This window comes from Streptomyces sp. SID1328 (assembly GCF_009865595.1).
In the GTDB taxonomy this organism is placed as follows: Bacteria; Actinomycetota; Actinomycetes; order Streptomycetales; family Streptomycetaceae; genus Streptomyces; species Streptomyces griseoluteus.
Window position 1 is genome coordinate 1 of sequence record NZ_WWKH01001041.1, and the last position, 23,988, is coordinate 23,988.

Annotated in this window: 25 protein-coding genes, 1 tRNA gene and 3 pseudogenes; 14 read left to right on the top strand and 15 right to left on the bottom strand. The window is 72.0% G+C overall.

The annotated features are described in order from the left end of the window. Positions 1-190: pseudogene (locus GT030_RS33445) on the top strand (1-phosphofructokinase); the annotation flags it as partial. Positions 191-203: 13 nt separating this feature from the next. On the opposite strand, the gene GT030_RS33450 reads toward GT030_RS33445, so the two are convergent. Both GT030_RS33450 and cdgB read right to left on the bottom strand, forming a co-directional pair. Continuing rightward, the gene (locus GT030_RS33450) at positions 204-1,121 is read right to left on the bottom strand and encodes a CBM35 domain-containing protein (RefSeq protein ID WP_161204279.1); all 918 of its coding nucleotides are present in this window, start codon (positions 1,119-1,121) and stop codon (positions 204-206) included. 153 nt (positions 1,122-1,274) lie between these two features. After that, the gene (gene cdgB, locus GT030_RS33455; RefSeq protein ID WP_161204280.1) at positions 1,275-2,927 is read right to left on the bottom strand and encodes a diguanylate cyclase CdgB; all 1,653 of its coding nucleotides are present in this window, start codon (positions 2,925-2,927) and stop codon (positions 1,275-1,277) included. A 304-nt stretch (positions 2,928-3,231) separates the two neighbouring features. Between cdgB and GT030_RS33460 the strand changes: the two genes are divergently transcribed. Continuing rightward, positions 3,232-3,804 (top strand): flavin reductase family protein, encoded by a 573-nt coding sequence (locus GT030_RS33460; protein WP_161204281.1) that lies wholly within the window; start codon positions 3,232-3,234, stop codon positions 3,802-3,804. A gap of 50 nt (positions 3,805-3,854) precedes the next feature. Beyond that, a complete protein-coding gene (locus GT030_RS33465; protein ID WP_161204282.1) occupies positions 3,855-4,319 on the top strand; it encodes a GNAT family N-acetyltransferase in 465 nt (154 codons plus the stop codon). A 13-nt stretch (positions 4,320-4,332) separates the two neighbouring features. Here the strand turns inward: GT030_RS33465 and arfB are convergent, their stop codons facing one another. Continuing rightward, the gene (gene arfB, locus GT030_RS33470) at positions 4,333-4,761 is read right to left on the bottom strand and encodes an alternative ribosome rescue aminoacyl-tRNA hydrolase ArfB (protein WP_161204283.1); all 429 of its coding nucleotides are present in this window, start codon (positions 4,759-4,761) and stop codon (positions 4,333-4,335) included. 185 nt (positions 4,762-4,946) lie between these two features. Here arfB and GT030_RS33475 point away from each other — a divergent pair, with 185 nt between their 5' ends. From GT030_RS33475 to GT030_RS33485, 3 genes are all read left to right on the top strand, one after another. Beyond that, a complete protein-coding gene (locus GT030_RS33475; protein ID WP_161204284.1) occupies positions 4,947-5,522 on the top strand; it encodes a TerD family protein in 576 nt (191 codons plus the stop codon). 91 nt (positions 5,523-5,613) lie between these two features. Further along, a complete protein-coding gene (locus GT030_RS33480; RefSeq protein ID WP_161204285.1) occupies positions 5,614-6,543 on the top strand; it encodes a bifunctional GNAT family N-acetyltransferase/NUDIX hydrolase in 930 nt (309 codons plus the stop codon). Positions 6,544-6,567: 24 nt separating this feature from the next. Next, complete coding sequence (locus GT030_RS33485; RefSeq protein WP_161204297.1) at positions 6,568-7,068, top strand: hypothetical protein; 501 nt, start codon at positions 6,568-6,570, stop codon at positions 7,066-7,068. Positions 7,069-7,074: 6 nt separating this feature from the next. Here GT030_RS33485 and GT030_RS33490 read toward each other — a convergent pair whose 3' ends face one another. Continuing rightward, entirely contained in the window at positions 7,075-7,767 is a 693-nt protein-coding gene (locus GT030_RS33490; RefSeq protein ID WP_161204286.1) for a pentapeptide repeat-containing protein, read from the bottom strand. A gap of 168 nt (positions 7,768-7,935) precedes the next feature. Here GT030_RS33490 and GT030_RS33495 point away from each other — a divergent pair, with 168 nt between their 5' ends. Further along, the gene (locus GT030_RS33495) at positions 7,936-9,453 is read left to right on the top strand and encodes an MFS transporter (protein WP_161204287.1); all 1,518 of its coding nucleotides are present in this window, start codon (positions 7,936-7,938) and stop codon (positions 9,451-9,453) included. A gap of 6 nt (positions 9,454-9,459) precedes the next feature. Here the strand turns inward: GT030_RS33495 and GT030_RS36975 are convergent. Further along, positions 9,460-9,534: pseudogene (locus tag GT030_RS36975) on the bottom strand (GNAT family N-acetyltransferase); the annotation flags it as partial. Between the two features lie 50 nt (positions 9,535-9,584). Further along, positions 9,585-10,232 (bottom strand): rhomboid-like protein, encoded by a 648-nt coding sequence (locus GT030_RS33500; RefSeq protein ID WP_161204288.1) that lies wholly within the window; start codon positions 10,230-10,232, stop codon positions 9,585-9,587. A gap of 40 nt (positions 10,233-10,272) precedes the next feature. Here GT030_RS33500 and GT030_RS33505 point away from each other — a divergent pair, with 40 nt between their 5' ends. From GT030_RS33505 to GT030_RS33515, 3 genes are all read left to right on the top strand, one after another. Further along, on the top strand, positions 10,273-11,115 hold the full coding sequence (locus GT030_RS33505; RefSeq protein ID WP_346009800.1) for an aminoglycoside phosphotransferase family protein: 843 nt from the start codon (positions 10,273-10,275) through the stop codon (positions 11,113-11,115). A gap of 64 nt (positions 11,116-11,179) precedes the next feature. Continuing rightward, positions 11,180-12,244 (top strand): right-handed parallel beta-helix repeat-containing protein, encoded by a 1,065-nt coding sequence (locus GT030_RS33510; protein WP_161204290.1) that lies wholly within the window; start codon positions 11,180-11,182, stop codon positions 12,242-12,244. 59 nt (positions 12,245-12,303) lie between these two features. Continuing rightward, on the top strand, positions 12,304-13,329 hold the full coding sequence (locus GT030_RS33515) for a methyltransferase (RefSeq protein ID WP_161204291.1): 1,026 nt from the start codon (positions 12,304-12,306) through the stop codon (positions 13,327-13,329). Between the two features lie 86 nt (positions 13,330-13,415). Here GT030_RS33515 and GT030_RS33520 read toward each other — a convergent pair whose 3' ends face one another. From GT030_RS33520 to GT030_RS33550, 7 genes are read right to left on the bottom strand one after another with little or no spacing between them, the layout of a single operon-like run. Beyond that, complete coding sequence (locus GT030_RS33520; RefSeq protein ID WP_135792018.1) at positions 13,416-13,739, bottom strand: TcmI family type II polyketide cyclase; 324 nt, start codon at positions 13,737-13,739, stop codon at positions 13,416-13,418. 29 nt (positions 13,740-13,768) lie between these two features. Beyond that, positions 13,769-14,245, bottom strand: coding sequence for an SRPBCC family protein (locus tag GT030_RS33525; protein ID WP_135792019.1), 477 nt, complete (start codon positions 14,243-14,245; stop codon positions 13,769-13,771). A gap of 1 nt (position 14,246) precedes the next feature. Beyond that, the gene (locus GT030_RS33530) at positions 14,247-14,504 is read right to left on the bottom strand and encodes a phosphopantetheine-binding protein (RefSeq protein ID WP_086695001.1); all 258 of its coding nucleotides are present in this window, start codon (positions 14,502-14,504) and stop codon (positions 14,247-14,249) included. Between the two features lie 24 nt (positions 14,505-14,528). Continuing rightward, positions 14,529-15,767, bottom strand: coding sequence for a ketosynthase chain-length factor (locus tag GT030_RS33535; RefSeq protein ID WP_161204292.1), 1,239 nt, complete (start codon positions 15,765-15,767; stop codon positions 14,529-14,531). 7 nt (positions 15,768-15,774) lie between these two features. Then, positions 15,775-17,034: a beta-ketoacyl-[acyl-carrier-protein] synthase family protein gene (locus tag GT030_RS33540; RefSeq protein ID WP_161204293.1), complete on the bottom strand. Its 1,260-nt coding sequence runs from the start codon at positions 17,032-17,034 to the stop codon at positions 15,775-15,777. Further along, positions 17,031-17,492 carry a cupin domain-containing protein gene (locus GT030_RS33545; protein ID WP_346009801.1) on the bottom strand — a complete coding sequence of 154 codons (462 nt, stop codon included), beginning with the start codon at positions 17,490-17,492 and terminating at the stop codon, positions 17,031-17,033. The genes GT030_RS33540 and GT030_RS33545 overlap by 4 nt, the downstream gene beginning before the upstream one ends. 58 nt (positions 17,493-17,550) lie before the next feature. Beyond that, positions 17,551-18,636, bottom strand: a complete 1,086-nt coding sequence (locus GT030_RS33550) for a SchA/CurD-like domain-containing protein (protein WP_161204294.1) — start codon at positions 18,634-18,636, stop codon at positions 17,551-17,553. Positions 18,637-18,836: 200 nt separating this feature from the next. Between GT030_RS33550 and GT030_RS33555 the strand changes: the two genes are divergently transcribed. Beyond that, positions 18,837-20,477, top strand: a complete 1,641-nt coding sequence (locus GT030_RS33555; RefSeq protein ID WP_161204295.1) for an FAD-dependent monooxygenase — start codon at positions 18,837-18,839, stop codon at positions 20,475-20,477. A gap of 60 nt (positions 20,478-20,537) precedes the next feature. Here GT030_RS33555 and GT030_RS33560 read toward each other — a convergent pair. After that, positions 20,538-20,611 (bottom strand) — tRNA-Thr (locus GT030_RS33560). A 200-nt stretch (positions 20,612-20,811) separates the two neighbouring features. Between GT030_RS33560 and ugpC the strand changes: the two genes are divergently transcribed. The 3 genes from ugpC to GT030_RS33575 all read left to right on the top strand — a co-directional run bounded on the left by ugpC (position 20,812) and on the right by GT030_RS33575 (position 23,611). Then, positions 20,812-21,951 carry a sn-glycerol-3-phosphate ABC transporter ATP-binding protein UgpC gene (ugpC, locus tag GT030_RS33565; RefSeq protein WP_086694996.1) on the top strand — a complete coding sequence of 380 codons (1,140 nt, stop codon included), beginning with the start codon at positions 20,812-20,814 and terminating at the stop codon, positions 21,949-21,951. Positions 21,952-22,153: 202 nt separating this feature from the next. After that, on the top strand, positions 22,154-22,633 hold the full coding sequence (locus tag GT030_RS33570) for a hypothetical protein (RefSeq protein ID WP_161204296.1): 480 nt from the start codon (positions 22,154-22,156) through the stop codon (positions 22,631-22,633). Positions 22,634-22,879: 246 nt separating this feature from the next. Then, positions 22,880-23,611: a nucleotidyltransferase family protein gene (locus GT030_RS33575; RefSeq protein ID WP_086694994.1), complete on the top strand. Its 732-nt coding sequence runs from the start codon at positions 22,880-22,882 to the stop codon at positions 23,609-23,611. Positions 23,612-23,675: 64 nt separating this feature from the next. Here the strand turns inward: GT030_RS33575 and GT030_RS33580 are convergent. Further along, positions 23,676-23,988, bottom strand: a pseudogene (locus tag GT030_RS33580) (hypothetical protein); the annotation flags it as partial.

A 23,988-nucleotide genomic window follows, 5' to 3' on the forward strand; every position in this document is an offset into this window, starting at 1 on the left:
GGGCGACGCGGCGGTGGCGGGCCTGCTGTCGGGCCTGGTCGACGGCCTCCCCTGGCCCGCCCGCCTCACCCGCGCCATCGCCCTCTCGGCGGCGGCCGTACTGGCGCCCACGGCTGGGGAGTTCGACCCGGCGGACTACGAACGGCTGCTGGCCGCGGCCACGGTGACGGACGAGGAGGCGGCGGCCTGAGAGCCGTTACCGGCTACCGCCAGCCCTTCTCCAGCCAGAACTGGTCCAGGTTGACGTCGCACTGGTTGCCGCTGCCGCACGAGATGCTGATCGTGTTCGAGCCCTTCTGGAGCTGGAGGTTGGCCCAGGTGTGGGTCCAGCCGCGCTCCCAGTCGCCCTCGGGGGCGTGGGCGAAGTTCGACATGTTCAGCGGGCGGTTCTGCGAGGTGCCGTTGATCGTCAGCGTGGTGTTGGCGTCCTTGCCCGGCACGCCGTAGTTGACGTTCAGCGTGTACTTGCCCGGCTTCGGCACGTCCACCGTCCAGGTCACCGACGCGCCGACGTGGTTCAGGCCGCCCACGTAGGAGCCGCCCGCCGACTTCGCGCCCTTGATGTCGGAGGCCGGGGCGGCGCCGCCCGCGAGCTGCACCGCGTCGTCGACCGCGTCGGCCTTCGGCAGCTCGCCGGCCTCGCCGGTGCTGGTCGCCCTGGGGCTCGGCGGGGCCTCCTGCGACTGGGTCGGGGAGGCGCCCGCCTGGTTGCCGCCCTTGTCGTCGTCCGAGTTGCCGTTGAGCATCGCGATGCCGATGCCGATCACGACCGCCGCGACCACCGCGATGGCGCCGATCAGCAGGCCCTTGGTGTTCGGCCCGCGCCGCCCGCCGCCACCGCCGCCGTGCGACGCCTGCCGGGAGGTGGGAGCACCGCCGGGCATCGTCTCCGGCGCCTGGTAGTGGGCGGTCGTCTGCCCGTAGCCGCCCTGCTGCGGCGGGGCGGTCTGCTGCGCCTGGCCGTACTGGCGCTCACCGACCGGGCGCACCCTGTTGACCGCGTTGGGGTAGCCGTAACCACCGGACGGCGGCTGGGCCCCCCGGGCCTGGCCGTCGGCGTACAGGTAGCCGAACGGGTCGTCTTCCTCGGGCTTGCTCGCGCCGTTGTCGCCGGGCGTCATCCCTGGGTACTCCTCAACAAGTGCGGGCGGGCGGGGTACGGGGTTGGAATGGCGAGCCTACCCTCCCGCACACCCCGATTCGCTCGGACGGGGGACCCCCGAACGGGCGCCCGAAGCGCGGAGCCCGGCGCTGTCAGCGCACTGACCTGCGTTTCACCCGGCACGCCGATGCTGTTTGGGACGAGATCGTTTCTCAACGTACATCCGCTCGTCGGCGGACTTCAGCACTTCGTCGGCCGTCATCCCGCAGTGCGCCCAGCCGATGCCGAAGCTTGCGCCCACCCGGACCGCCCGGCCCTCGGCCCGGATCGGCTGGATGATCTCGTTGCGCAGCCGCACCGCGAGGTCGGCGGCGTCGGCCTGGCCGAGGCCGTCGGCGAGGATCACGAACTCGTCGCCGCCGAGCCGGGCCACGGTGTCGCCGTCCCGCAGTCCGGCGCTGAGCCGGCGGGCCACCTCGATGAGGACCGCGTCGCCCGCGTTGTGCCCGAAGCGGTCGTTGATCGACTTGAAGCCGTCCAGGTCGCAGAAGAGGACCGCGAGCCCCTTGGTGCCGTCGTCGGGGCCCTGCTCCGGGGCGACGGTGTGCACATGGTGGTCGAAGGCGTCGTACGCCTCCGCGCCCGGCGGGAAGTCGAAGCCGTGGGCGTCGCCGGAGCCGGCCGGGTGGCCGTAGGCGGCGTCCAGGGAGTCGAGGGCGCCGAGGTGGGCCGGGCGGCGGCACAGCCGGGCGGCGAGCCGGGAGCGCAGCTCGGCGGAGTTGGGCAGCCCGGTCAGGGAGTCGTGGGAGGCGCGGTGGGCGAGCTGGAGCTCACGGCGCTTGCGCTCCTCTATGTCCTCGACGTGGGTCAGCAGGAAGCGCGGGCCGTCGGCCGCGTCCGCGACCACGGAGTTGCGCAGCGACACCCATACGTAGCTGCCGTCGCGCCGGGCGAGCCGCAGCTCGGCCCGGCCGCCCTCGGCGGAGGTGCGCATCAGGGTGCCGATGTCCTCGGGGTGGACGAGGTCGGAGAAGGAGTAGCGGCGCATCGCGGAGGCGGGCCGGCCGAGCAGGCGGCACAGGGCGTCGTTGGTGCGCAGGATGCGGCCGTGCTGGTCGCCGCCCATCTCGGCGATGGCCATGCCCGAGGGGGCGTATTCGAACGCCTGACGGAAGGATTCCTCACTGGCGCGCAGGGCCTGCTGGTCGCGTTCCAGACGGACCAGGGCGCGCTGCATGTTGGCGCGGAGGTGGGCGTTGCTGATCGCGATGGCGGCCTGGAAGGCGTACATCTGCAGGGCCTCGCGGCCCCAGGCGCCGGGGCGCCGGCCGGTGAGGGGGCGGTCGACGGATATGACGCCGAGCAGTCCGCCGCGGGCGCCGCCCTGGGCGCCGGGGGCGTACATCGGGGCGAAGAGACGGTCGCCGGGGTGCCACTCGTCGGGGAAGCGGGGCGAGGGGCCGTCGGTGTACCACTGGGGGACGTCGTCGTCGTCCAGGACCCAGCCCTCGGTGTGGGGTATGAACACCAGGTCGCCCCAGAGTTCGCCCATGCCCAGGCGGCGGTCCCAGGACTCGCGGGAGCCGGTGCGGCCGGTGATGAGGGCCTCGGCGGCGGAGTTGCCGGAGACGGCGGCGACGACCAGGTCGCCGTCGGGGCGCACGAGGTTCACGCAGGCCATCTCGTAGCCGAGGGCGGTGACCGCACCGTCCGCGACGATCTGCAGGGTGTCGGCCTGGCTGCGCGCGGTGTTCATCTCGGCCATGACCTGGTGAAGCTGACGCAGTGACGTCAGAGGGACGTACGGCTCCTGATCGGTCTCCATGCTCGCCCTCCCCCTGCTGTCCACAGGCTTTCCGCCACTGAATCACAGCGCGCTGCTCACTCGGTACACAGGGTCAACAATTCCGTACTCCTTGTGACTCAAGTCACAGAAGAACTTGAACAATTGAGTGCAGTTTCCGCACTTTCCCGTTGCGTTCTCCGATCGCAAAGGCTGCGAAGTTGCGCATATGCCGCTGGCCGGTCCCGGCGGCCCTTCCGCCACAGGTCCGGTCCTTTGGTCGTAGGTCCGGGCTACACCGGAGGCCCGATGCGGCGGGCGCGGGCGGCCGATTAGCGTTTGCGGCGTGCTGAACCATCCCTCCCCCACCGCCGCGGCCGCTTCTGTGCATGCTGAAGGGGTGAGCGACGACGAGTTCCGGGCCGCGATGTCCCGGCTGGCCGCGGGCGTGGTCCTGGTGACCGCGCAGGAACCGCCGCTTGACCCCGACGACCCGTACGCGCCGGGCGGCGAGGACGCGGGCATGACGGCCACGGCCTTCATGTCCGTCTCGCTGGACCCACCGCTGGTACTGGTCAGCCTGCGCACCGGCTCCCGCATGGACGACCTGCTGGACGAACAGCCGCTCTGGGCGGTGTCCGTCCTCGCCGAGCACCAGCGGCAGATCGCGGGGCGATTCGCCATGAAGGGCCGGGTCAGCGACCGCCTCCTCTTCGCCGACCTCGCCTGCGACCGCGGCGAGGTCACGGGCGCCCCCCTGATCCCCGACGCCCTGGCCGCCCTGGAGTGCCGCACCGAGCAGCGCGTCGAGGCCGGCGACCACACCCTCGTCATCGGCCGCGTCCTGACGGCCCGCGTCCCGAGCGCGGAGGGCGGCCCCCTGCTGTATTACCGGGGGCGGTACCGGCACTTGGGCTGAAGCCCGTAAATGGGGGGCGTCCGGCGGACACGCCGCCCTAGGGTGCGGGCATGTCGCTCCGTCTTGCCGAGGTCACAGCCGCGAACCTCGAAACCGCCCTGGCCGTCCGTGTGCGGCCCGATCAGGAGCACGCCGTCGAACCGGTCGCGCACTCGCTGGCGGAGGCGTACGTGCGCCCCGCCGGGGTGGCCTGGCCGCGGCTGATTCTCGACGGGGACAAGGCGGTCGGGTTCCTGATGGCCTTTCTGGACATCGACTGGCGCGCGGACGGCGGGAGCCTGCGGCGCTCCGGGCTGTGGCGGCTGAACATCGACGCGGGCCAACAGGGCAAGGGGTACGGCCGGTTCGCCGTGGAGTCGGTCGCCGCCGAGCTGCGGCGGCGGGGGTGCGGGGAGCTGTACGTCACCTGGCACCCCGGCGCGGACGGGCCCGGCGAGTTCTACCGGCGGCTCGGGTTCCGTACGACCGACGAGACGAGCGGGGGCCAGACGGTCGGGGTGCTCGACCTGGGTTAGGGGGAGACACCCCCTAACCCCAGTCCCGGCCCGAGCGGCCGCGCTTGGTGTCGGCCCGCTGCTTCTTCTCCCTGAGCCGGCGTTCGTTGATGCCGCGTGGGATGCGGGTGGGGCGGCGGGGCTTGGGCGGGGGTGCGGTGGCCTCGGCGAGGAGGGCGGCGAGGCGTACGGCGGCGGTCTCGCGGTTGCGCCACTGGGAGCGGTGCTCGGAGGACCGTACGACGAGCACACCGTCCACCAGGCGCCCGGCCAGGCGTTCGAGCGCGCGTTCCTTCCACACCGGGGGCAGTGCCTCGGTGCGGGCGAGGTCGAAGCGCAGCTCCACCTGGGAGTCGCTGGTATTGACGTGCTGGCCACCGGGCCCGGAAGACCGCGAGAAACGCCAGGTCAGCTCGGCCTCGGGGAGCGAGACCGAGCCGCGGATGAGATAGGGCCCGGACATGCGTCCCATGTTCCCGGCTCCGGGCACTCCGAGTCACCCCGATTTCCGGCGCGCCTGCCGACGCCGGCGGAGCAGCTCGGTAAAAAAGGTAAAGCGGGGCGGAACCTGAGGCACCCCTCCCGCCGTTCTACCCGGTGACGTAGCTTCGTCGGCACAGATACTCAAAAGGGAAGGGACTCCCAATCATGGCTGTAAGCCTGTCCAAGGGTGGCAACGTCTCGCTCACCAAGGAGGCACCGGGCCTGACCGCCGTCACCGTGGGCCTCGGCTGGGACGTCCGCACCACCACCGGCACGGACTTCGACCTGGACGCCTCCGCCATCGCGGTCAACGGCCAGGGCAAGGTCTACTCCGACCAGCACTTCGTCTTCTTCAACAACAAGCAGACGCCGGACAGCTCCATCGTCCACACCGGTGACAACCGCACGGGCGAGGGCGCGGGCGACGACGAGGCGATCAACGTCAACCTGGCCGCCCTCCCGGCCGACGTGGAGAAGATCGTCTTCCCGGTCTCCATCTACGACGCCGAGAACCGCGGCCAGAACTTCGGCCAGGTCCGCAACGCCTACATTCGCATCGTCAACCAGGCGGGCGGCACGGAGATCGCCCGCTACGACCTCTCCGAGGACGCGGCCACCGAGACCGCCATGGTCTTCGGCGAGCTGTACCGCAACGGCGCGGAGTGGAAGTTCCGCGCCGTCGGCCAGGGCTACGCCTCCGGCCTGGTCGGCATCGCCCAGGACTTCGGCGTGAACGTCTGAGAGCGGTTGCCGCCCGGCTCCGGGATCTGCCCCGGAGCCGGGTCACGGAATTCCCCCGGCCGAGGCGAGTACGCGCGTTAGCGTGCGGCGGGTGATCCTCGAACCCGTGCCCGCCGGGGGCGTTCCGCCCGTGCTCGACGAACTGACGGCGCTGTACGCCTCCCAGCGGGCGTTCCACACGCTCAGCGGGGAGTTCCCCGACCCGGCGGACATCCGGCCGGAGCAGGTCGCGCGGGCGGTCGCGGCCGAACTGGCCCACCCCGACGGGGAGGTGCTGCTCGCCCGGTTGGAGGGGCGGCTGGTCGCGGTCGTGAACACGCTGGCCCGTCACCCCGATCCGGCCGATCCCGACCCGTGGATCGGGCTGCTGTTGGTCGATGCCGCTCAGCAGGGCAAGGGGTACGGGCGCCAAGCCGCCGAACTGACCGAGGCCCGCTTCCGCGCGGCCGGCCGCCAGGCAGTCCGCCTCGCCGTCCTCGACGGCAACCACGCCGGCCTGGCCTTCTGGAAGTCCCTCGGCTACAAGCCCCTGGCCCACCGCCACGACCGCGCCCTGAACCGCCCGTGCACAGTCCTGCGCAAGCAGCTCCGCACGCCGAGGCAGGCCGCGCGTACCGCCGTGGTCGACCCGGAGGGCGCCGTGTTCCTCTTCCGGTACGACAACTCCGAGGTCGGCGTCCACTGGGCACTGCCCGGCGGCGGGCTCGAACCCGGCGAGACCCCCCGCGAGGGCGCCGCGCGGGAGCTGGCCGAGGAGACCGGCTGGACCGACCTCGTCCCCGGCCCCCTGCTGTGCACGTGGGAACACGACTTCACCCGCGCCGGCGTCCCGGTCCACCAGCACGAACACATCTACGTCACCCCCGGCCCCCGCCGCGACCCCACCGCCTCCGCACGCGCCGCCCACCTGGCCGAGGGCATCCTGGGCGGCCGCTGGTGGACCCCCGCCGAACTGGCCGGCCCCGCCGAGCCCGTATGGCCGCCGGACCTGGGCCGACTGCTGGACGAGCGGGCACGCTGAGCCCCCGGCATGGGACCATCTGACGTGCTCGACATCGGCTACGCGCTTTCCAACCGCTTTCCGGACCCCCCGCAGACGGACTACCGGCGGGCGGACGTCCGGGCGCTCAGGCACGATCTGTTCTGCGGGGACGTCTACCTCGCGGACACCAAGTCGGACCGGGAGCTGTCCACAGCCTGGGGATGGGTGCCGGTGCTGGACTTCGCGTGGGCGTTGTGCGACATCGCGGAACAGTTGGACAAGGACCCGATGGGCTCGCGTGCCGCCCGCCCGCAGCGCGCGGAGCTGGACTTCACCGAGTCCACCGACCGCATGCTGTTCGAGCGCCGCTTCGGCTGGGTGGACATCGAGTCGGACTGGATGCCCGCCGAGGAACCCCCGCTGAGCTTCTCGCACGCCGAGTTCCGCCGCGAGGCCCGCGACTTCCTGCACGACGTCATCGCGGACCTGACCGACATGCACGACGACCTCGCCGAGAACCCCGCGATCTGGACCCTCCAGGCCCGCTACCCCCGTATCTCGTAACCCTCGCTACCCCTCCACCCTGATCCCCAGCTCCGCCGCCAGCAGCGGAGCGAGGTCCAGCAGCTGCCCGGTGCCGATCAGCGCGCCCGAGAGCCGGTCCAGTCCGCGGGTGATCTCCAGCGGAGCGGCCCCCCGCAGGTCGACGTCCTTCAGCGTGGCGCGGGAGAGGTCGGCGGACTTCAGGGCGCAGTCGACGAACTCCACCCGCTCCAGCCGGGCCCCGCCGAAGTCGGGCTCCACCAGCACGCAGGACTCGAAGACCACGTCCTTCAGCCGCGCCTCCCGCAGGTTGAGGAAGTCGAGCTTGCCCCCGCGCACCACGACCCGCTCCAGCACCGCCCCGTGCAGCTGGGCGCCCCCGAGCCGGGGCGAGCGGAACTCCACGTCCCGGAAGGTGGCCTCGGCGAGCTGCGTACCGACCCCCCGCACCCCGTCGAGCACCGAGTCCAGCACCCGCGCCCGCCCGAGCCCGGTCTCGTCCAGCACGCATCCGGTGAGCGCGCAGTCCATGAACCGGGAGCCCCCGCCCTGCTGTCCCGACAGGTCGGCCTCCTGGAACTCCACCCCGTCGTAGTCCCCGTCCCGCTCCAGCTCCGCGTCCGCCCAGGGGGTCAAGGCCGGCAGCCGCAACTCCGGGCGCCGCGCACCCCGTACCGCCGTACTGCCGCCGCCCGTACCCGTCACTCGCCTCGTCGCCATGCGCCCATGCTGCACCCCGGCACTGACACCGCCTTGACCTCAGGCACCCTTGAGGTCGAAGAGTGGGCCTTCCGGATGCGGAGAACCGTGACCCCCGCGCCGGAGGGCCCGCGCCGCCCGGCGCCGTAAGGTGATGCGACCCGTACCGATCCATGGTGTTCTGGCCAGATGAGCATCGGCCGAACGGGTGAGCGCGGTCCGGTCCCCGCCGGTACCGAGGCAGCCGATCCCCGCCGCTGGTGGGGCCTGGTCGTGATCGCGCTGGCCCAGTTGATGGTGGTGCTGGACGCGACGATCGTGAACATCGCCCTTCCCTCCGCGCAAGCCGCCCTGCACATGTCCGACGGCAACCGGCAGTGGGTGATCACGGCCTACACGCTCGCCTTCGGCGGGCTTCTGCTGCTGGGCGGGCGGATCGCGGACCTGGTGGGGCGCAAACGCACCTTCGTCATCGGGCTGATCGGCTTCGCGCTGGCCTCCGCGCTGGGCGGCGCGGCGGGCAGTTCCGGGATGCTCTTCGGCGCCCGCGCGCTGCAGGGCGTGTTCGCCGCCGTCCTCGCGCCGTCCGCGCTCTCCCTGCTCACCACGACGTTCACCGACCCGCGCGAACGCGGCAAGGCGTTCGGGATCTACGGCGCGCTCGCGGGCAGCGGATCGGCGATCGGGTTCATCCTGGGCGGCCTGCTCACGGAATACCTGAACTGGCGCTGGTGCCTGTACGTCAACGTGCCGATCGCGATCATCGCCGTCCTCGGCGCCTTCGCCCTGCTGCACGACCGGCCCGGCCACGGCGGCACCGCCCGGCTCGACGTGCCCGGCGCGGTGCTCGGCTGCGGCGGGCTGGTGGCCGTCGTGTACGGGTTCAGCGAGGCCGAGCCGCGCGGCTGGACCGATCCGCTGGTGCTGGCGCTGTTCGCGGTGGGGATCGTGCTGCTGGCGGTGTTCGTGTGGTGGCAGAACCGGGCGCCGGACCCGCTGCTGCCGCTGCACATCGTGCGGGACCGGACCCGCGCGGGGTGCTTCCTCACCATGCTGCTCGCGGTGATCGGCATGTTCGGGCTGTTCCTGTTCATGACCTACTACCTCCAGGTCATCCTCGGCTACTCCCCCGTCCGGGCGGGCCTCGGCTTCCTGCCGCTGACCGCCGCGATCATCATCGGGTCGACCCAGATATCCGCCCGGCTGCTGAACCGGGTGGCGCCGCGCCTGCTGATGGTGCCGGGCCTGCTCCTGGCCTGCGGGGGGCTGCTGCTGCTCACGCGGATGACAGTGCACTCGTCGTACACCTCGGAGATCCTGCCCGCCCTGCTGCTGCTCGGGCTCGGCATGGGCCTCACCTTCATGCCGGTGTTCGCCACCGCCACGGCCGGGGTCGCGCCGCGCGACTCCGGGGTCACCTCGGCGACCGTCAACACCGCCCAGCAGGTCGGCGGCTCCATCGGTACGGCCCTGCTCAACACCATCGCCACCACCAGCGCCGCCGCCTATGTCACCGCCCACCTGCGCGGCCCGGCCGACCGCGCCACCGTGGTCCCGGCGGGCGTGGTGCACGGCTACACGGTGGCCATCTGGTGGGCGGCCGCGGTCATGCTGCTGGCCGCCCTGGTCGCGGGCCTGATGGTCACGGCGAAGCCGCACCGGCACGGGGTGCCCGGGAAGGCGCAGGTGCGGGAGTCGGTCGGCTGAGCGGGCCAGGTCCGTCAGTGCCTCGTCGGTGAGGCGGTACACGGTCCACTCGTCCTGCGGGCGGGCGCCGAGCTTCTCGTACGAGGGGACGTCGTCGGGGCACGCGGTACGGATCATGCCCGGCAGCGCGGTCAGCCGGACGGCGCGGCCGGGTTCCGGAACGGCTTCCACGTACTCCCCCGGTCCCGCACCAGCGGATAACAGGCCAGCCCGATCAGCGCGGCCAGGGCGTGCCCGACGTCGGTGAAGGTCCGGCCGCCGGCCAGGGGGACGGTGTACACGGCGAGCAGCACGGCGAGGTAGGCGTACTTCCAGGGCGCCGCGATCCGGTACGTCAGCGCACCCATGACCCCCGCGAGGGCGTAACTGACCCCGATGTCGAGCGTGTTCACGGCCGAGGCGGGAGCATGCCCGTCATTTATCGCCCTCAGCAGCGCCAGCTCACTGATCAGCGTCGCCAGCACATGCGCGGCCACACACACCACGACCCACCGGGCCGTCCCCACCCACCGCTCCACCTGTGCGTGGAACACGCTGTACGCCGCCACATACGGCAGCCAGTGGCCCCCGTCGATCCACATCCCACTCGTGATCAGCACCCGCACGGGGTTCTGCGACAACTCGTGGATGTTCGTGGACCGCTGCCGCAGAAACTCCTTCTCGAACTCGGGCGACATGTGATGCAGAGCCACCGTGGTGACAAAAAGAATGGCAAGCCACACATAGGTACCGGGCGCGGACCGCACGTAGGCCACGACCGCCCGACCCGCTCGCCCCAACCCGGCACCCCGTCTCACACCGGCCAGTATGGTCGCCCACGTGCCCACCCCGCCCTCCGGCCGCCCTGCCCTGATCCGGCGGGCAGACCGCTTCCTGGCCCACTGGTCCCTACGCGCCGACGGCCCGCACCTGTCCGGCATCGCCGCCTTGGTGATCCCGGTGACCGCCGCCGACGGCACCCCGGCGGCGCTGAAGGTCCAGCACCTGGACGAGGAGTGCGCGGGTGAGGCGACGGCCCTGCTCACCTGGGCCGGAGACGGCGCCGTACGCCTGCTGGCGCACGACCCGCCCACCGGCACCCTCCTGCTGGAACGGCTGGACGAGCACCGCCCCCTCTCCGCGCTCCCCGACACCCGCGAGGCGGTCGACGTCCTGGGCGCACTGCTCGCCCGGCTCACCGCCCACCCCGCCCCGCCGGGAGTGCGCCGACTGGGTGACATCGCGCGCGGAATGACGGCCCGCCTCCCGCGAGCCCTCCGCGCGGAACCCGATCCCGGCACCCGGCGCCTGCTGCGGGACTGCGCGGCCGCTCTGGGCGAGGTCGCGGACGAGCCCGGTGACCGGCTGCTGCACTGGGACCTGCACTACGGCAATGTCCTCGCAGCGGCCCGCGCGCCCTGGCTGGCCATCGACCCCAAGCCGCTGGCCGGCGACCCCGGCTTCGAGCTGCTCCCCGCGCTCGCCAACCGGTACGACCCGTCGGACACCCGCCGCCGCTTCGACGCGCTGACCGCCGCCCTCGGGCTGGACCGGGAACGGGCGCGGGCCTGGACGCTGGCCCGCGTGCTCCAGAACCGGCTGTGGCAGCTGGAGGAGGGCGAGGCCGGGCGGCCCCGGGACGATGTACGGCTCGCCGTGGGGCGGGCGTTGCGAGCCCTCTGACAGACACGCCCCCGGACGGACCATCGCGCGGGATACCGGATTAAACGGTCATACCGTACGCGGTATGAAGAGACACCTCGCATATCTCGCCTGTGGCGCGGCGCTCGTGAGCGCGGGAGTGGGGGCGGTCCCGGCGGCCGCCGCTCACCAGACCCTCGTGGTCCGTCCGGGCGAGTCGATTCAGAAGGCCGTCGACGCCGCGCGGGCCGGGGACACCGTGCTGGTGCTCGCCGGTACGTACCACGAGAGCGTGCAGATCGGCAGGGACCGCATCACGCTGCGCGGCGCGGGCGCCCGTACGGTCGTCAAGCCCGCCGCCGTCAAGACCGGCAAGGACGCCAACAGCTGCGCCCAGAACGGCAACGGCATCTGTGTCATCGGCACCAAGACGAAGAACGTCGAGGGCGTCACCGTCGCCGACCTCACCGTCACCGGCTTCACCCGCGCCGGTGTCTTCGGCATGGCGACCGACCGCATGACGGTCCGCCATGTGCACGCCGTCGACAACGACACCTGGGGCATCGCCCAGGAGCGCTCCACGGGCGGCGTGTTCCGCGAGAACGTCGCCGAGCGCAACGGCGACGCCGGAGTCTTCCTCGCCAACACCATCAAGGAGGAGGGGGGCGCGTACGACGCCGGACGGACCCTCGTCGAGCACAACCGCCTCGACGACAACCGCATCGGCGTCACCGTCCGCCGCCTGCGCAACGTGAACGTCCAGGACAACGGCATCCGCGGCAACTGCGCCGGTGTCTTCGTCGTCGGGGACGAGAACAGGCCGAAGGCCGGTCACCTGACCGTCGCCCGCAACCGGGTCCTGGAGAACAACAAGTTCTGCCCGAAGACCGCGCGCCTGCCCGCCCTCCAGGGCTCCGGCATCGTGCTGACCGGCGTCGAGCAGACCCGCGTGACCGGCAACTACGTACGCGGCAACGCCGGCAAGTCCCCGTTCTCCGGCGGCATCGTGCTCTTCAAGAGCATGGTCGGCGCCACCGGCGACAACAACCGCGTCGACGGCAACACGCTGTCGGCCAACGCCCCCGCGGACCTGGTGAACACCGGCACGGGCAAGGGCAACAGCTTCGCGCGCAACTCCTGCCGGGCCTCGAAGCCCGCCGGCCTGTGCTGACCGCCCGCCCGCTGCCCATCGATGACCGAAGAAGGCCGAAGAACGAGAAAGGGCGGCAGATGACAACCGCTGAGACAGCCCCACCGCCCCCCATGCGCCTGCGCGAGCTGGTGTTCGGGGCGGCCTGCGCCGCCGCCGTCCGGGCAGCCGCCCGGCTCGGCGTGGCGGACGCCCTCGGTGACGACCCCAAGCCCGTGGAGGACCTGGCGGCCTCGGTGAAGACCGAGCCCAAGCCGCTGCGCCGGCTGCTGCGCGCCCTGTCCTGTTACGGCGTCTTCGCCGAGCGCCCTGACGGCACCTTCGCGCACACCGACATGTCCCGTCTGCTGCGCGAGGACGACCCCGACAGCCTCCGCGCCATCGCCCTGTGGTGCACCGAGCCGTGGACCTGGGACGCCTGGCCCAGGCTGGACGAGGCCGTGCGCACCGGGGAAAACGTCGTTCAGTCCCTCTACGGCAAGGAGTTCTTCACCTACCTCAACGAGGACGCCCCCGAGTCCGCGGACGTCTTCAACCAGGCCATGACCCGCTCCAGCGAGCAGTCGGCCCGCGAGGTCGCCGCCCTGCTCGACCTGTCCGGCGCCTCCTCGGTGGCGGACCTCGGCGGCGGCCAGGGGCATGTGGTGGCCTGTCTGCTGGACAAGTACCCGACGATGCACGGCAGCCTGCTGGACCTGCCCCGCGTGGTCGAGAACGCCCTGCCCCGCCTGCGTACCGGCGACCTCGCCGACCGCGCCGAGATCGTGCCCGGCGACGTGCGCGCCTCGGTCCCGGTGAAGGCCGACGTCTACGTCATCAAGAACATCCTGGAGTGGGACGACGAGAGCACCGCCCGGCTGCTCGGCAACGTCACCGCCGCGGGCGGCCCCGGCACCCGCGTCATCGTCATCGAGAACCTGGTGGACGACACCCCCTCGATGCGCTTCAGCACCGCGATGGACCTGCTGCTCCTGCTCAACGTGGGCGGCGCCAAGCACACCACCGAGTCCATGGTCGGCCGGCTCACCTCGGCGGGCCTGGTCGTGGACGACATCCGTCCGGTCAACCCGTACCTGCACGCCTTCGAGTGCCACGTCGCCGGCTGACGCGGCCCCCGTACGACAGACCGGCCGTCGGGCCCGCGACGCTGCGGGCCCGGCGGCCGGTGGTCTTCTTCAGGGGAGCCGGACGGCTAGTCGCGCTCCCACACGTAGAAGCGCTCCGCCATAGCGTCCTTCGGGGAGCGCCAGGTCTCCGGGTCGTACGCGCTGACGTACGCCGACAGCCGCTCGCTGATCCCGCGGAACTCCGGGTGGCCGGCCACCTTGGCGATGGCCGGGGCCGGGTCGCTGTCCGACTCGACGAGGTGCATGTACACATCGCCGAACTGGAACAGGCTGCGGCGGCGCACCCCGACGAGGTGCGGCAGCTCGCCCCGGTCCGACTCCGCGAAGATCTTGGCGATGTCCCGGGCCGAGCCCGGTGCCATCCGGGCCACGATCAGTCCCTGGTGCATGGCAGGTGTCCTCTTCTCCCGCTCGCCGGTCAGTCGGCCAGGGCCGGGGCGGGGCGGTCCCCGGCGGCCTGCTGGATCTTGTCCCGGATGAGCGCCATCTGGACCTTGGAGTTGCGGTTGATGTTGTCGGTCATCCAGTCGTCGTCGACCGGCGCCTCGGGCTTCATGGCGAAGTCCTGGGTCCACACCATCCGGGTGCCGCCGGGCACCTCCTCGTAGGCCCAGTGGATGTCCATGTGGGCGAAGGGGCCCGTCTCCACGCGGCGGGCGCGGACGGTGCGGTTCTCGCGGTCCGGCTCGCGCTCGGAGACCCAGCTCCACACGGTGCCGTTGTCGTCCGGGTGCATGGTGAGCCGGAACGTCGTCTTGCGGCCCTCACGCTTGAGAACCTCGACGGACGCGTACTCGCTGAACAGCTGCGGCCAGTTCTCCAGGTCGTTGGTCATGTCCCAGACCAGGTCGAGCGGAGCGGCGATGGTGATCTCGTTCCGGGTGTGTCCGGCCATGTCAGGCTCCTGCCATCAGGGCGCTGTTGACGAGGTCGAGGAACGCCTGCGGCGTCTTGCAGCGCTCGGCGTCCGGGGGCATCGGGGTGCCGTGCCGGTTCTCCAGCTCGCCGACGATGCCCAGCAGGCCGAGCGAGTCGAGCCCCAGCGTCTCGAAGGGGGTCGCGGGCTGCTTCCGCAGCAGTTCCGGGGCGACGGTGATGCCCGCCGCCTTCTTCATGAGGGCGGCCAGTTCTTCTTCGGTGATCTGCGCGTTCATGCCGTTCTCTCCTTTGCTGTTCGCCTATCGGTCGCCGTGCCGCAGCACCAGCGCCGAGTTCGACCCCATGAGGCCCCGGCTGAGGACCAGCGCCGTGCGCGGCTCGGCCACGCGGGCGCTCCCGGTCACGAGATCCAGGTCGTGGCAGACGTCCACCACATTCGGCGTCGGCGGGATCAGGCCGTGCTCCATCGCCAGCACCGCCGCCGACACGTCCAGCACCGGTGCCGCGCAGTAGCCGCGGCCGGTACCGGTCTTCGGTGCCGTCACCGGCACCCGGCGCCCGTGCTCACCGAGCGCGTCCACCAGCGCCAGCGCCTCGGCACGGTCCGCCTCCGGCACCCCGAGGGCGTCGGCGAAGACCATGTCGACCTCCTCCGGGGCGCAGCCGGCTTCCGCCAGCGCGTTCCGGATGGCCTGCGCCAGCCCCTCACGGGACTCCTTCCAGCGGGAGGCCCCGGTGAACGTCGCCGCGTGTCCCGCGACGTACGCCCGGACCTCGGCCCCGCGCTCCCGCGCGGACCGCTCCGCCTCGATGACCAGCATCGCCCCGCCCTCGGCGGGCACGAACCCGCACGCCGCGTCGGTGAAGGGGCGGTACGCGCGCGTCGGGTCGCTCTCCCCGCTCAGCTCCCCGTACCCGAGCTGGCAGACCACCGAGTACGGCGCGAGCGGCGCCTCGGTGGAGCCGGCCACCATCACATCGGTGCCCCGGCGGACCGCGCGGGCGGCGTGCGCGAGGGCGTCCAGACCGCCCGCCTCGTCGGAGGCGACCACCGAACAGGGCCCCTTGAGGCCGCGCCGGATGGAGATCTGGCCGGTGCTGGCCGCGTAGAACCAGGCGATGGACTGGTACGGGCCGACGAACCGGCTGCCCTTGCCCCACAACTGCTGGAGCTCGCGCTGGCCGAACTCGCCGCCGCCGGAGCCGGAGGCGGTGACCACCCCGATGGAGTAGGGGTCCGCCGCGGTGTCCGCCTGGCCCAGGCGGGCGTCCTCCAGGGCCAGGTCCGCCGCCGCCATGGCGAAGTGCGTGAAGCGGTCGGTCTGCACCAGGAAGCGTTCCTCGACCACGGCCGGGTCGAACGCGCGGACCTCGCCCGCCACCTTCAGCGGCAGGTCCTGGCAGCCCTCACGGGTCACCCGGTCCAGGACGCTGATGCCCTCCCGGGTGGACTTCCAGAAGGTCTCGGTGCTGATGCCGTTCGGCGCGACCACCCCGATACCGGTGACGGCCGCACGCCGTTCCTCGGTTGCGCTCATCGTGTCCTCACTCCCTCGGCCGGGTCAGGATCACCGCGGACTGGAAACCGCCGAACCCGCTGCCCACGGAGAGCACGCCGTTCAGCTTCCGCTCCCGTGCCTCGCGCGGGACGTAGTCCAGGTCGCACTCGGGGTCGGGGGTCTCGTAGTTCGCGGTCGGCGGGACGGCCTGCTTGGCGAGCGCCAGCACACACGCCACCACCTCGATGGCCCCGATCGCCCCGAGGGAGTGCCCCACCATCGACTTGATGGAGCTCATCGGGGTGTCGTAGGCGTGCTGCCCGAGCGCCCGCTTCACCGCGGCCGTCTCGTGGCGGTCGTTCTGCCGGGTGCCGGAACCGTGCGCGTTGACGTAGTCGATCGCGGTCGGGTCGATCCGGGCCTGGTCCATGGCGGTCTCGATCGCGCGGGCCATCTCCAGGCCCTCTGGGGTCAGACCGGTCATGTGGTACGCGTTGCCGAACGTGGCGTACCCGCTCAGCTCGCAGTACACGTGCGCCCCGCGGGCCCGGGCGTGCTCCAGCTCCTCGAGCACCAGCACCGCGCCGCCCTCGCCCATGACGAACCCGTCACGGTTGTTGTCGAAGGGGCGGGAGGCGTGCGCCGGATCGTCGTTGTTCGGGGACGTCGCCTTGATCGCGTCGAAGCACGCCATCGTGATCGGGGATATCGGCGAGTCGGAGGCACCGGCCAGGCATATGTCCGCCCGGCCCTCCCGCACTGTGTGGAAGGCGTACCCGACGGCGTCCAGGCCCGAGGTGCAGCCCGTGGACACGGTCTGCACCGGGCCCCGCGCGCCGAACCGCTCGGCCACCGACGAGGCGACCGTGCTGGGCGAGAACGCCCGGTGCAGTTCGGGCCGGGCCTGGGTGTGGTCCACATCCCACCGCTGGCCACCATGGCTGACCAGCACATAGTCGTTCTCCAGCCGGGTGGTGCCGCCGACCGCGGTGCCGACCGACACCGCGATCCGCCAGGGGTCCTCGGCCGCGAGGTCGAGGCCGGAGTCGTGCACCGCCTCGTCGCCGGCCACCAGCGCGAACTGGATGTACCGGTCCGCCCGCTGCACCTGCTCGGCGTCGAGCCCGTAGGCCGCCGGGTCGAAGTCGCACTCGGCGGCGATCCGGGAACGCAGCCCCGACGGGTCGAAGAAAGTGATGCCGCGCGTCGCGGTCCGGCCGTTGGACAGCAGGTCCCAGAACGCGGGCGTACCGATCCCGCCCGGAGCCACGATGCCTATGCCCGTGACCGCCACCCGCCGGGTCATGAGCGCACCTGGTCCCGGCCGGCGGCCATGGCACCACCGGCCTCGGTCACCACCGCGGCGGCCCCGATGACGTCCGTCTCCTCGGTGTCCACGTGACCGAGCTGCGGGCGCGGGGCCAGCGGACCCAGGTGGAAGACGAGGCGGGCCTCCTCGTCACCCACGTTGCGGAAGCGGTGCCGCATGTGGGCGGGGATCATCAGGCCCTGCTCCGGCTTGAGCGGGTGCGCCTCGCCGTCGAGGTCCACCTCGAGCCGGCCGCAGATCACGTACACGAACTCCTCGGAGTACGGGTGGTAGTGCTCACCGATGCGGTCGCCGGGCTGCACGATGGCCACGCCCATGAAACCGCTGGTGGAGCCGACCGTCGCCGGGGTCAGCATGGCGCGCAGGTCGCCGCCGCGCCGGGTGTTGTGCTCGGTGTCCTTCAGGTCGATGATCTTGGGACGGTTTTTGATCACAGCTTCCTCCGTGGGATGTGCCGCGTCGGCGGTTGCGGGGTGAGAGGCGGCCACCGGATCAGGCGCCCGAGGCGCGGCGGTCGGTGACGAGGTCCATCCGGGCGGCGTCGCCGTCGAGCAGCGCGCGCAGCTCGGATGCCGCGGCCGGGTCGGCGGGCAGCTCGTCCACGCTGTTGCCGCGTACGTCCACCAGGCGCACCACCACGTCGTCGCGCTGGAAGACCGTGCTGCGCAGCACCGCGCTCGCCGGGTCGTCGGCCGCGCTCTGGTCGTGCTGGGAGAGCAGCTCGGCCAGCCGCATGCCCTGGCCGGCGCGGGCCGGGTAGAACAGTGCGAGGCGGTTGCCCTCCGCCTGCGCGTCGGCGACCACGTGGTGCACCGCGGGGAGCGCCGCACGGGTGAAGAACATCCGGGCCGACTCCTGGTCGTTCAGGTCGCGGTCCTGCTCCAGGTAGGGGTTGATGGCCTCCTCGACCGCCCGCACCTCGGGCTGCCGGGCCACGTGCCGCAGCGCCGCGAGCAGGTCGCCGCGCACCTCGATGGCCCGCACCACCCGGTTGCCCTGCATGAACAGCGAGGTCCGCAGGAGCTGCGTGCTGTCGTCCACGCGGGCCTTCGGCGAGGTGTAGTCCGCGAGGATCGCCGCGACCTTCTCCTCGGTGCCGGGCTTCACGGTGAAGGTGAGCGCGTGCCGGATGACTCCGTCACCGATGCGCGGGTGCTCCTGGAGACGGCGGCCGGGGGCCGACTCGGCGGGGACGGCCGGGCCGCCCGTCTCGCGGACGATGTGGAAGCGCAGCGAACGGGTGTCGCGCACGCAGGAGTGCAGCGGCTCCACCATGTGCACGTGCTCCTCGCTGTTCACCCAGGTGAGGAACGGCGGGGCGCTCTCCCACTCGCTGGTGATGAGCCACTGCGAGGGGTTCTCGATGGACTGGCAGAGCTGGTCGCTGACGTGACCGGGCACCTGGGTGACCTGGGAGCAGAGCTGCTCGTACGCCTCCAGGAACTGCTGCTGCGCGCCGTCGTACACGTCGACCAGGAGGACGACCCGCAGCGGGGAGCCGTCGAACACGGACTGGGATACACGCCTGGACACCTCGCGTGCCGGCGTTTCTGAGGGACGTTCAGACGTGGTGGTCATCCTGCACACATCTCCTTCGCGGGGCAGAACCGGTGCCTGCCTTGGATCGGGCCCGGCAGCGTTCCTTGATCCTGTGCCGGGCTCCACCAGCCCGCGACTCCTGTGAACCACGTGGGTGATTGGGCACGCGGAGGTGCCCCCACCGGGAAGGAAGAGTCACAGGCGCCCCGCGCGCCCACCCCCAGCCACTGGAGGCTTCGATGCATCAGAAAGCCGACCACCGGGTCCCCGTCCTCATCGTGGGCGGCTCACTGGTGGGCCTGTCCATGTCCGTGTTCCTGGGCCGTCTCGGTGTGCGGCACATGCTCGTCGAGCGGCACTCCGGGACCTCGGTCCACCCGCGCGGACGGGGGAACAACGTCCGCACGATGGAGCTGTTCCGGGTCGCCGGGGTGGAGCCCGACATCAAGGCGGCCGCCTCACTCCTCGCCGACAACCACGGCATCCTCCAGACATCCACCCTCGTGGGTGACGCCGGGGAGTGGCTGTTCCGGAACATCGACCCGGGGGGCGGTCTGGCGAGGTTCAGCCCCACGACCTGGTGCCTGTGCAGCCAGAACGACCTGGAGCCGGTCCTGCTGGACAGCGCGCGCGAACTCGGCGGCGACCTGAGGTACTTCCACCAGATGGAGTCCTTCGAGCAGGACGCCGACGGAGTGACGGCGACGGTCTTCGACCGGCACACCGAGGAACGGTTCACCGTCCGCGCGGACTACCTCGTCGCCGCCGACGGCCCGCGCAGTCCCGTACGGCGCGCCCTCGGCATCGGGCAGAGCGGGCCCGGTGACCTGTTCGCCAACGTCAGCGTCACCTTCCGGTCCAGCGCGCTGGCCGACGTGGTCGGCGACCGGCGCTTCATCTGCTGCTACCTCACCCATCCGGACGCGGACGGCGCGCTGCTGCCCGTGGACAACAAGGAGAACTGGGTCTTCCACGCGCCCTGGCACCCCGAGCGCGCCGAGACCCTGGACGACTTCACCGAGGAGCGGCTGCGCGACCACATCCGCCGGGCGGTCGGCGTGGACGAGCTCGACGTGAAGATCACCGGTATGGCCTCCTGGCGTGCCGCCGAACGCGTCGCCGACCTCTACTCCTCGGGGCGGGTCTTCCTCGCCGGCGACTCCGCCCACGAGATGTCCCCGACCGGCGCCTTCGGTTCCAACACCGGTATCCAGGACGCCCACAACCTCGCCTGGAAGCTGTCCGCGGTCCTCTCCGGCTGGGCCGGCCCCGGCCTGCTGGAGTCATACGGTGCCGAGCGCCGCCCCGTCGCGGCCGCGACCAGCGCCCGCGCCTCGGCCCGCTCCGTCGAGCACAGCCACCCCGGCTTCGCCCCGGCCCCCGGGGTGGGCGGCGCCAAGCGGGGCGGCATCCTCAACGTGGTCCTCGGCTACCGCTACCCGGCCGGCGCGGTCCTCGGCGCCGACCCCTACGCCGAGGTCGTCCCGGACGCCCTCGCCCTCGACGGCCGCCCCGGCAGCCGCGCCCCCCACATCTGGCTCCGCCGGGGCGGCCTGCGGCTGTCCACCCTCGACCTGTACGAGCGCTCGATGGTCCTCCTCACCGACGCCCCCGACGACGCGGGCTGGTACGCGGCGGCCCGCCGCGTCGCGGCGGAGGACGGCGTCGCCCTCGACGCCTACCGCGTCGGTCCCGGCCGGGACGCCGACCTCACCTACGACACCGAGGGCTCCGACTGGGCGAAGGCCCACGGCACCACTGCCGACGGCGCGGTCCTCATCCGCCCCGACGGCTTCGTCGCCTGGCGCGCCACGAGCGCGGCAGCGGACCCGGACACGGTCCTCCGCGAGGCCCTGACGTCGTTGCTGATGCCGGCCTGACCCCCCGGGAACCACGAAGGCCGCCCGCACCTCAGGGTGCGGGCGGCCTTCGCCGTGCGGAGCCCCCTGTCGGATTCGAACCGACGACCTACGCATTACAAGTGCGTTGCTCTGGCCATCTGAGCTAAGGAGGCGGGGGCCCGTGGGCCCGTGTGTGTGCAGTGTACCCATGCGGGGGTGGGGGGCGGTGGGGAAAATTCGAGGGCGTCCAGGTACTGACAGGGCAGGTCGGGGACGGGTACGGTCCTGCCAGTTCACCTGGGTGAACCAATGAACCACCTTCCTACAACGGATCGTCCGGCACGTTCCTGCCGGTAGAAGGGGGCCCCTCACCATGGCCACTGTCACGTTCGACAAGGCGACCCGGATCTATCCGGGCTCCACCAAGCCCGCCGTCGACGCGCTGGAGATCGCGATCGAGGACGGCGAGTTCCTCGTCCTCGTCGGCCCGTCCGGCTGCGGCAAGTCCACCTCGCTCCGCATGCTCGCGGGGCTCGAGGACGTCAACGGCGGCGCCATCCGCATCGGTGACCGCGACGTCACCCACCTGCCGCCCAAAGACCGGGACATCGCCATGGTGTTCCAGAACTACGCCCTCTACCCGCACATGACGGTCGCCGACAACATGGGCTTCGCCCTGAAGATCGCGGGCGTCAACAAGGCGGAGATCCGGGCGAAGGTCGAGGAGGCCGCCAAGATCCTCGACCTCACCGAGTACCTGGACCGCAAGCCCAAGGCGCTCTCCGGCGGTCAGCGCCAGCGTGTCGCCATGGGCCGCGCGATCGTCCGCGAGCCGCAGGTCTTCCTCATGGACGAGCCGCTGTCCAACCTGGACGCCAAGCTCCGCGTCTCCACCCGTACCCAGATCGCCTCCCTCCAGCGGCGCCTGGGCATCACCACCGTCTACGTCACCCACGACCAGGTCGAGGCCATGACGATGGGCGACCGGGTGGCCGTGCTCAAGGACGGACTGCTCCAGCAGGTCGACACCCCGCGCAACATGTACGACCGCCCCGCCAACCTCTTCGTGGCCGGCTTCATCGGCTCCCCCGCGATGAACCTGGTCGAGGTGCCGATCACCGACGGCGGTGTGAAGTTCGGCAACAGCGTGGTGCCGGTCAGCCGGGACGCGCTCTCGGCCGCCGCCGACCGGGGCGACACCACCGTGACGGTCGGCGTCCGCCCCGAGCACTTCGACGTGGTCGAGCTCGGCGGCGGCGCGGCGGCCACCACGCTGACCAAGGACAGCGCCGACGCCCCGGCCGGCCTCGCCGTCTCGGTGAACGTCGTCGAGGAGCTGGGCGCCGACGGGTACGTGTACGGCGCCGTCGAGGTCGACGGTGACGTGCGGGACCTCGTCGTCCGGGTGAACGGGCGTCAGGTGCCGGAGAAGGGCTCCACGCTGCACGTCGTGCCGCGGCCGGGCGAGATCCACGTGTTCTCGACCTCCACGGGCGAGCGTCTCTCCGACTGACCGGGGAACACAGGCAGTTCACAGGGAGGGGGTCCTGCGGGGCCCCCTCCCGCCGTACCCGGCACGGTTCGGCGGATATCCCGGCACAGGGATCAATTCGGGCGGCCGGCGTCAACCCCCTACCCAGAAAGCAGCGCGACTTCATCCCCCGTAAGGGTGACTAAATGTCGCCAAATCAGTACCGAGCGCTACCCTCACTCGCGTGACGCACTCCACCATCCCTCAGACGCGACGCGGCCACCGGGGCGGCCCTGCCCGCCGGATCGGCCGCACTCTCGCCCTCGTCCTGCCCGTCGTCCTGGTGCTCTCCGGAACCCTCGCGGTCACGCGGGTCAACTGGACCGGGGACTCCGAAGGCTCCGTGCTCACCGCCTCGGACGTCGCCCAGGCCCCCGCGAAGGCCGGCACCGCCCGTACGGTCACCGCCAAGAAGTCGGCGCCCCAGGACGTCCTGCGCGACCGGCTGCTGACCGAGCTTCAGGACAAGAACCCCGGCGTGGTCCTCACCCACCTCCAGCAGGCGGTCAACGGCCACCCCGCGCTCGCCGAGCACTGCACCTCCATCGCCCGCAGCCTGGGCCGGGCCGCGGTCCGCCTCTACGGCGCCTCCCGAGCCCAGTCCTACGCCCGCCCGGTGTGCGACACGTCCTTTGCGACGGGTGTGCTGGCGGCACACAGCTGATCCGCACACCACTGATCCGCACATGGCTGATCCGCACACCACTGATCCGCACATGGCTGATCCGCACACCACTGATCCGCACATGGCTGACCCGCACACAGCGGATCGGCACATGGCTGACCGGCACACAGCGGATCGGCACATGGCTGACCCGCATACAGCGGATCGGCACATGGCTGACCGGCGCCCACAAGCGGCCCTGTCGCGCCTCTGGACCCCGGCGGGGCGCCACGTACAGTTCGGGGCATGACCCATCCGAACGTCGCTGCGCGCCCCACCCAAGCCGTTGTCCTGGCCGGGGGCCAGGGGTCCCGGCTGCGCCCCTACACGGACGACCGGCCCAAGCCGATGGTCGAGATTCCCGGCACGGGCACCCCGATCATCGGCCACCAGCTCAACTGGCTGGCCGAAGAGGGCGTCACGGACGTGGTGGTCTCCTGCGGCCACCTCGCCGAAGTACTCCAGAAGTGGCTGGCCACGGCCGAGCTGCCGCTGTCCGTCACCACCGTCGTGGAGACCGAGCCGCTCGGCCGAGGCGGCGGCCTTAAGTACGCCGCCGCGCACCTCCCCCGCCCCGACCGGCCCTGGTACGCCACCAACGGCGACATCTGGACCCGCTTCTCGCTGCGGGACATGGCCGACTTCCACACCGAGCGGGACGCGGTCGCCACCCTCGCGCTGGCCCGGCCGCGCATCCCCTGGGGCGCCGTGCGCACGGACGGCTTCGGGCACATCACCGACTTCATCGAGGCCCCGCCGTCCACCGTCGAGATCAACGCCGGTGTGTACGTGTTCTCCCCCGAGTTCCGCGACCTGCTGCCCGACCGGGGCGACCACGAGCGCGCGACGTTCCCCCGCCTGGCCCGCGAGCGCAAGCTCGCCGGGTTCCCGCTGCCCCAGGGCTCCTACTGGCGGGCCATCGACACCGTGAAGGACCTGACCGAGGCCGCCAAGGAGCTGGACGCCGGCCGCGCGTGACGAGCACACACCGAAGGGCCCCGTACCTCACCGCGAGGTACGGGGCCCTTGGCGTGCCGGGGACTCAGTTGCCGAACAGACCGCCCACCAGGCCGGGCTGACCGGTGGAGGAGCCACCCGCGTCGCTGCCCCCGCCCGACTGTGTGCCGCCGCCCGAGGTACCCGAGCCGGTGCCGCCGGTCGCCGTGCCGCCCGCGCTGGTCGGCCCCGCCCTGGTGCTGGGGGCACCGCCACCGCCCCCGGTGGTCGGGGTGGTCCGCTGGGGCGGAGCCTGGCCCGTGGTGCCCTGGGTCTGGCTGGGCGCGGCAGGAGCCGTACCGGCCGTACGGCCCGCGCCGGGAGTACCGGCCGCGCCGGACGGGCTCGCGCCCGCCGAG

Bases quoted from the DNA above. Each gene is read 5' to 3' on its own strand.
- GT030_RS33450 (WP_161204279.1), bottom strand. From the start codon at position 1,121: ATGACGCCCGGCGACAACGGCGCGAGCAAGCCCGAGGAAGACGACCCG.
- cdgB (WP_161204280.1), bottom strand. From the start codon at position 2,927: ATGGAGACCGATCAGGAGCCGTACGTCCCTCTGACGTCACTGCGTCAG.
- GT030_RS33465 (WP_161204282.1), top strand. From the start codon at position 3,855: ATGTCGCTCCGTCTTGCCGAGGTCACAGCCGCGAACCTCGAAACCGCC.
- arfB (WP_161204283.1), bottom strand. From the start codon at position 4,761: ATGTCCGGGCCCTATCTCATCCGCGGCTCGGTCTCGCTCCCCGAGGCC.
- GT030_RS33475 (WP_161204284.1), top strand. From the start codon at position 4,947: ATGGCTGTAAGCCTGTCCAAGGGTGGCAACGTCTCGCTCACCAAGGAG.
- GT030_RS33490 (WP_161204286.1), bottom strand. From the start codon at position 7,767: ATGGCGACGAGGCGAGTGACGGGTACGGGCGGCGGCAGTACGGCGGTA.
- GT030_RS33495 (WP_161204287.1), top strand. From the start codon at position 7,936: ATGAGCATCGGCCGAACGGGTGAGCGCGGTCCGGTCCCCGCCGGTACC.
- GT030_RS33510 (WP_161204290.1), top strand. From the start codon at position 11,180: ATGAAGAGACACCTCGCATATCTCGCCTGTGGCGCGGCGCTCGTGAGC.
- GT030_RS33515 (WP_161204291.1), top strand. From the start codon at position 12,304: ATGACAACCGCTGAGACAGCCCCACCGCCCCCCATGCGCCTGCGCGAG.
- GT030_RS33520 (WP_135792018.1), bottom strand. From the start codon at position 13,739: ATGCACCAGGGACTGATCGTGGCCCGGATGGCACCGGGCTCGGCCCGG.
- GT030_RS33525 (WP_135792019.1), bottom strand. From the start codon at position 14,245: ATGGCCGGACACACCCGGAACGAGATCACCATCGCCGCTCCGCTCGAC.
- GT030_RS33530 (WP_086695001.1), bottom strand. From the start codon at position 14,504: ATGAACGCGCAGATCACCGAAGAAGAACTGGCCGCCCTCATGAAGAAG.
- GT030_RS33535 (WP_161204292.1), bottom strand. From the start codon at position 15,767: ATGAGCGCAACCGAGGAACGGCGTGCGGCCGTCACCGGTATCGGGGTG.
- GT030_RS33540 (WP_161204293.1), bottom strand. From the start codon at position 17,034: ATGACCCGGCGGGTGGCGGTCACGGGCATAGGCATCGTGGCTCCGGGC.
- GT030_RS33550 (WP_161204294.1), bottom strand. From the start codon at position 18,636: ATGACCACCACGTCTGAACGTCCCTCAGAAACGCCGGCACGCGAGGTG.
- GT030_RS33555 (WP_161204295.1), top strand. From the start codon at position 18,837: ATGCATCAGAAAGCCGACCACCGGGTCCCCGTCCTCATCGTGGGCGGC.
- ugpC (WP_086694996.1), top strand. From the start codon at position 20,812: ATGGCCACTGTCACGTTCGACAAGGCGACCCGGATCTATCCGGGCTCC.
- GT030_RS33575 (WP_086694994.1), top strand. From the start codon at position 22,880: ATGACCCATCCGAACGTCGCTGCGCGCCCCACCCAAGCCGTTGTCCTG.